The organism is Helicobacter sp. 12S02232-10 (genome assembly GCF_002272895.1).
Taxonomy (GTDB): Bacteria; Campylobacterota; Campylobacteria; order Campylobacterales; family Helicobacteraceae; genus Helicobacter_J.
Genome location: NZ_MLAQ01000022.1, coordinates 1 through 6,389 on the forward strand (window position 1 = coordinate 1; position 6,389 = coordinate 6,389).

2 tRNA genes and 3 rRNA genes are annotated in these 6,389 nt (G+C 44.0%); all 5 read left to right on the top strand.

Annotated features, from left to right (window positions below):
* Nucleotides 1-669 precede the first annotated feature (669 nt).
* The 5 genes from BKH41_RS09405 (at nt 670) to rrf (ending at nt 6,230) form a co-directional block, all read left to right on the top strand.
* Nucleotides 670-2,168: ribosomal RNA gene (locus tag BKH41_RS09405) — 16S ribosomal RNA — on the top strand.
* Nucleotides 2,169-2,309: 141 nt separating this feature from the next.
* Nucleotides 2,310-2,386 (top strand) — tRNA-Ile (locus BKH41_RS09410).
* A gap of 9 nt (nt 2,387-2,395) precedes the next feature.
* Nucleotides 2,396-2,471: transfer RNA gene (locus BKH41_RS09415), tRNA-Ala, on the top strand.
* A 505-nt stretch (nt 2,472-2,976) separates the two neighbouring features.
* Nucleotides 2,977-5,859 (top strand): 23S ribosomal RNA (locus BKH41_RS09420).
* A 255-nt stretch (nt 5,860-6,114) separates the two neighbouring features.
* Nucleotides 6,115-6,230 (top strand): 5S ribosomal RNA (rrf, locus tag BKH41_RS09425).
* Together the 16S, 23S and 5S rRNA genes with 2 tRNA genes alongside form the textbook arrangement of a ribosomal RNA operon.
* Nucleotides 6,231-6,389: the final 159 nt, after the last annotated feature.

Here is a 6,389-nt window from a genome sequence, read left to right on the forward strand (position 1 = left end):
TTCTAACTCTTTCAGCAAACCTTAAGCTACTTGCCTGTAATATTCCAATCCCATTCAGGTGAGCCTCATTTAAAACTCTCCGATTAATTTTTAATTTTTACCTCTTTTGGATTTTCTAATAGAGAGATAGAAATGATTGAAATTAAAGTTTGAGATTGAGGATGTTTCAATGTTCCTTTTGGATAAATGAAATATTTTCAGTTTTAGTGTGAGATTTTAATGTTGTTTCTAATTGGTGGTTGTTCTTTAATACTTAATTTCAGATAGATATGATTTTTTAGGAATGACAAAGTCCAAATCAGGATTTGAATACTAAAAGGTTTTAATATTTGTTGATTGGGTAACGATCTTTGAAATCTAAGCAAGAGAATGAAGTTTTTGATTTTTAAAAGCACATCTTATAATAATGTTTTTTGTATGCTTTATATCATTTGTGAATCCTTGATAAAAAATTAAATAGAATATTATTTGAGAAGCTTCTTAAATAAAGACGAAATCTCTTTTTTGTTGTTACTATCTATACAACTCGTTTATGACTTTCAAAAATCCTAAACAGAGATAGACAGAATACAAGATTAAATTCTTATATTTTGTTGGAATCTGTTTGGGAAATGAGAGGAATTATTTTGTGATTTATAGAGACACGAAGAGAGAGGGACAAACTTAACTTTTATGGAGAGTTTGATCCTGGCTCAGAGTGAACGCTGGCGGCGTGCCTAATACATGCAAGTCGAACGATGAAGTTTGTAGCTTGCTACAGACGGATTAGTGGCGCACGGGTGAGTAATGCATAGGTAATGTGCCCTTTAGTTCGGGATAGCCACTGGAAACGGTGATTAATACCGGATACTCCCTACGGGGGAAAGAATTTCGCTAAAGGATCAGCCTATGTCCTATCAGCTTGTTGGTGAGGTAAGAGCTCACCAAGGCAATGACGGGTATCCGGCCTGAGAGGGTGAACGGACACACTGGAACTGAGACACGGTCCAGACTCCTACGGGAGGCAGCAGTAGGGAATATTGCTCAATGGGGGAAACCCTGAAGCAGCAACGCCGCGTGGAGGATGAAGGTTTTAGGATTGTAAACTCCTTTTCTAAGAGAAGATAATGACGGTATCTTAGGAATAAGCACCGGCTAACTCCGTGCCAGCAGCCGCGGTAATACGGAGGGTGCAAGCGTTACTCGGAATCACTGGGCGTAAAGAGCGCGTAGGCGGGGCAATAAGTCAGATGTGAAATCCTGCAGCTTAACTGCAGAACCGCATTTGAAACTGTTGCTCTAGAGTATGGGAGAGGTAGGTGGAATTCTTGGTGTAGGGGTAAAATCCGTAGAGATCAAGAGGAATACTCATTGCGAAGGCGACCTGCTGGAACATTACTGACGCTAATGCGCGAAAGCGTGGGGAGCAAACAGGATTAGATACCCTGGTAGTCCACGCCCTAAACGATGGATGCTAGTTGTCGGGAGGCTTGTCTTTCCGGTAATGCAGCTAACGCATTAAGCATCCCGCCTGGGGAGTACGGTCGCAAGATTAAAACTCAAAGGAATAGACGGGGACCCGCACAAGCGGTGGAGCATGTGGTTTAATTCGAAGATACGCGAAGAACCTTACCTAGGCTTGACATTGATGGAATCTGTTAGAAATAACGGAGTGTCTAGCTTGCTAGACCCTGAAAACAGGTGCTGCACGGCTGTCGTCAGCTCGTGTCGTGAGATGTTGGGTTAAGTCCCGCAACGAGCGCAACCCTCGTCCTTAGTTGCTAGCAGTTCGGCTGAGCACTCTAGGGAGACTGCCTTCGTAAGGAGGAGGAAGGTGAGGACGACGTCAAGTCATCATGGCCCTTACGCCTAGGGCTACACACGTGCTACAATGGGATGTACAAAGAGACGCAAGGTCGTAAGGCGGAGCAAATCTCAAAAACATCTCTCAGTTCGGATTGTAGTCTGCAACTCGACTACATGAAGCTGGAATCGCTAGTAATCGTGAATCAGCAATGTCACGGTGAATACGTTCCCGGGTCTTGTACTCACCGCCCGTCACACCATGGGAGTTGTATTCGCCTTAAGCCGGGATGCTAAATTGGCTACCGTCCACGGCGGATGCAGCGACTGGGGTGAAGTCGTAACAAGGTAACCGTAGGTGAACCTGCGGTTGGATCACCTCCTTTCTAGAGACATATTAAGATATTTGTTTATCTTAATCATCTGTAATCAATAAGGTGTGCTATAGAATAGAAAACTTCTTTTCTTGCTTAGTTTTCAGAGATCGATTCTTCAATTGATGGATTTGAAACAAGAGACTGTTATTGGGGCTTATAGCTCAGGTGGTTAGAGCGCACCCCTGATAAGGGTGAGGTCAGAGGTTCAACTCCTCTTAAGCCCACCATCTTAACAAGGGGAATTAGCTCAGCTGGGAGAGCGCCTGCTTTGCACGCAGGAGGTCAGCGGTTCGATCCCGCTATTCTCCACCATAACATTCTCTTGGGAAAACACTTTGGTTTTTCTAAAAAATGAATTGAAAAAGTTTAATCAGAGTCTTTTGGTTTTAGCATTGATTGTGATGGTACCTCTTAGGATTCTCTCAAAGATCTTAAGAATAGAATCAATAAATTCAAGCCATTCAAGCAAACAAATCATTGCAATACCAAATAAAAGATTTGCATTAGACTTTTGTCTAAATGTTGTTTAACATATCATTGTCAATAGCCTAAAAAATAGTAATAAAACTACGATTACTCTGTTTTATGGAAGTAAGAAATATTCTTATACAAGAAGCATATTTATTTTTTTGGATAAATGAGAAACATTTGTTTTTGGTTTTATCTTTCAAATAGAATTTGTTTTACATTAAGGATAAGATATACATTCAATAAGGCAGTGATAACTTTAGAATATTCACGTAATTTATCTATACTTAAAAAGCATCTTGAATATTGTTTGAACAGACTTGTTTGTTTGAACGTATATTTGAGATTGAAATAAGCTTTTAAGGGCAGATGGTGGATGCCTTGGCAAAGAGAGGCGATGAAGGACGTACTAGACTGCGATAAGCTATGGGGAGCTGTCAAGAAGCTTTGATCCATAGATTTCCGAATGGGGCAACCCGGCTAGTAGAGATACTAGTCACCTTTAATGGAGCGAACCTAGGGAAGTGAAACATCTCAGTACCTAGAGGAAAAGAAATCAAACGAGATTCTCCTAGTAGCGGCGAGCGAACGGGGAACAGGGCAAACCAAGTGCTTGCACTTGGGGTTGTGGACTGCAATATCCACTTGAATAACTTAGCAGAATGATTTGGAAAGATCAGTCATAGAGGGTGATAGCCCCGTATGCGAAAAGTTATTCATAGGTAGCAGGATCCAGAGTAGGTCAGGACACGTGAAATCCGGACTGAAGCAGGGGAGACCACTCTCCAACCCTAAATACTCCTCTTTGACCGATAGCGAACAAGTACCGTGAGGGAAAGGTGAAAAGAACCGCAGTGAGCGGAGTGAAATAGAACCTGAAACCATCTGCCTACAATCATTCGGAGCCCTATGATTTATCAGGGTGACGGACTGCCTTTTGCATAATGATCCTGCGAGTTGTGGTGTCTGGCAAGGTTAAGCAAACGCGAAGCCGTAGCGAAAGCGAGTCTTAATAGGGCGTTTAGTCAGATGCTGCAGACCCGAAGCTAAGTGATCTATCCATGGCCAAGTTGAAACGAGTGTAATAGCTCGTGGAGGACTGAACTCGTACCCATTGAAACGGGTTGGGATGAGCTGTGGATAGGGGTGAAAGGCCAAACAAACTTAGTGATAGCTGGTTCTCTTCGAAATATATTTAGGTATAGCCTCAAGTGATAGTAACAGGGGGTAGAGCACTGATTGGGCTAGGGCTGCTCACCGCGGTACCAAACCCTATCAAACTTCGAATACCTGTTACCCTATCTTGGGAGTCAGGCGGTGGGTGATAAAATCAATCGTCAAAAGGGGAACAACCCAGACTGGCAAATAAGGTCCCAAAGTTCTATTCTGAGTGGAAAAAGATGTACAGTTACTCAGACAACCAGGAGGTTGGCTTAGAAGCAGCCATCCTTTAAAGAAAGCGTAACAGCTCACTGGTCTAGTGATTGCGCGCTGAAAATATAACGGGGCTAAGATAGACACCGAATTTCCAGATTGTGCTGATGCACAGTGGTAGAAGAGCGTTCGCATCAGCGTTGAAGGCATACCGGCAAGGAGTGCTGGAGCGATGCGAAGTGAGCATGCAGGAATGAGTAGCGATAAAATATGTGAGAATCATATTCGCCGTAAATCTAAGGTTTCCTACGCGATGCTCGTCATCGTAGGGTTAGTCGGGTCCTAAGACAAGTCAGAAATGGGTAGTCGATGGAAAATAGGTTAATATTCCTATACCAACCATTGTGTGCGATGGGGGGACGCATAGGGTTAAGCGAGCCGGCTGATGGAAGTGCCGGTCGAAGGGCGTAGATTGGAGGATAGGCAAATCCGCCTCTGTATTCGAAACCTTACAGGCTTCTTGAAACCTTCGGGTCGATAGGAGAATCGCTGATACCGTCGTGCCAAGAAAAGCCTCTAAGTTTAGCAATGGTTGCCCGTACCGCAAACCGACACAGGTAGATGAGATGAGTATTCTAAGGCGCGTGAAAGAACTCTCTTTAAGGAACTCTGCAAACTGGCACCGTAAGTTCGCGATAAGGTGTGCCTGAGCAATCAGGTCTCAGCAAAGAGTCCCTCCCGACTGTTTACCAAAAACACAGCACTTTGCAAACTCGTAAGAGGAAGTATAAGGTGTGACGCCTGCCCGGTGCTCGAAGGTTAAGAGGATCAGTCAGCAGCAATGCGAAGCTTTGAATTGAAGCCCGAGTAAACGGCGGCCGTAACTATAACGGTCCTAAGGTAGCGAAATTCCTTGTCGGTTAAATACCGACCTGCATGAATGGCGTAACGAGATGGGAGCTGTCTCAAAGAGAGATTCAGTGAAATTGTAGTGGAGGTGAAAATTCCTCCTACCCGCGGCAAGACGGAAAGACCCCGTGGACCTTTACTACAGCTTGGCACTGCCGATGGGAGCATTATGCGCAGGATAGGCGGGAGGCTTTGAAATCTTCACTCCGGTGGAGATGGAGCCATCCTTGAGATACCGCCCTTAATGTTTCTGTCTGCTAACTGGCTAGAGTTATCCTCTAGCAGGACAATGTCTGGTGGGTAGTTTGACTGGGGCGGTCGCCTCCTAAAAAGTAACGGAGGCTTGCAAAGGTTGGCTCATTGCGGTTGGAAATCGCAAGTTGAGTGTAATGGCATAAGCCAGCCTGACTGTGAGACAAACAAGTCGAGCAGAGACGAAAGTCGGTCATAGTGATCCGGTGGTTCTGTGTGGAAGGGCCATCGCTCAAAGGATAAAAGGTACCCCGGGGATAACAGGCTGATCTCCCCCAAGAGCTCACATCGACGGGGAGGTTTGGCACCTCGATGTCGGCTCATCGCATCCTGGGGCTGGAGCAGGTCCCAAGGGTATGGCTGTTCGCCATTTAAAGCGGTACGCGAGCTGGGTTCAGAACGTCGTGAGACAGTTCGGTCCCTATCTGCCGTGGGCGTAGGAAAGTTGAGGAGAGCTGTCCCTAGTACGAGAGGACCGGGATGGACGTGCCACTAGTGTACCAGTTGTTCTGCCAAGAGCACCGCTGGGTAGCTACGCACGGATGTGATAACCGCTGAAAGCATCTAAGCGGGAAGCCAACTCCAAGATGAACTTTCCCTGAAGGTCGCAGGAAGACTACCTGCTTGATAGGGTAGATGTGTAAGTGCAGTAATGCATTCAGCTGACTACTACTAATAGACCGTTTGGCTTAATTCTAATATTATTTATAGATAAAAACGTGAGTATGTTATCACTGCCTTATTGAGTGTATATATGTTTTATTACGAAAGCTTTGCACTTTAAAGATAAAGTATTTTTCTTTAATGGAAGCATTGAAAATTATAGGCTATTGATGAGATTTTATTTTCCTTATTAGGAAGATGGAGTTAAGAACAATGGAACTTAAAAGAGTTGAGAATCTCTTGTTATAAGAATGGGTATTCTATTATCCCTTGTTTTTAACTCCCTTTTCCTTGTGTCTATAGAGAAGAGGCAACACCCAGCTCCATTCCGAACCTGGCAGTTAAGCTCTTCTTCGCTGATGATACTGCGTCTTTCAGGCGTGGGAACGTAGGTCGATGCAGGGATAGGGAATCTTCTTTTTATTCTTCTGATTTATTCTTATTATCTTATTATCTTATTAGTTTATTAGTTTATTAGTTTATTAGTTTATTAGTTTATTGGGCGGGATTGTTGATCTTTGGTTCTTTGGTTCTTCTTGCTTTGTTTTTGATTTAAAGGGTGGG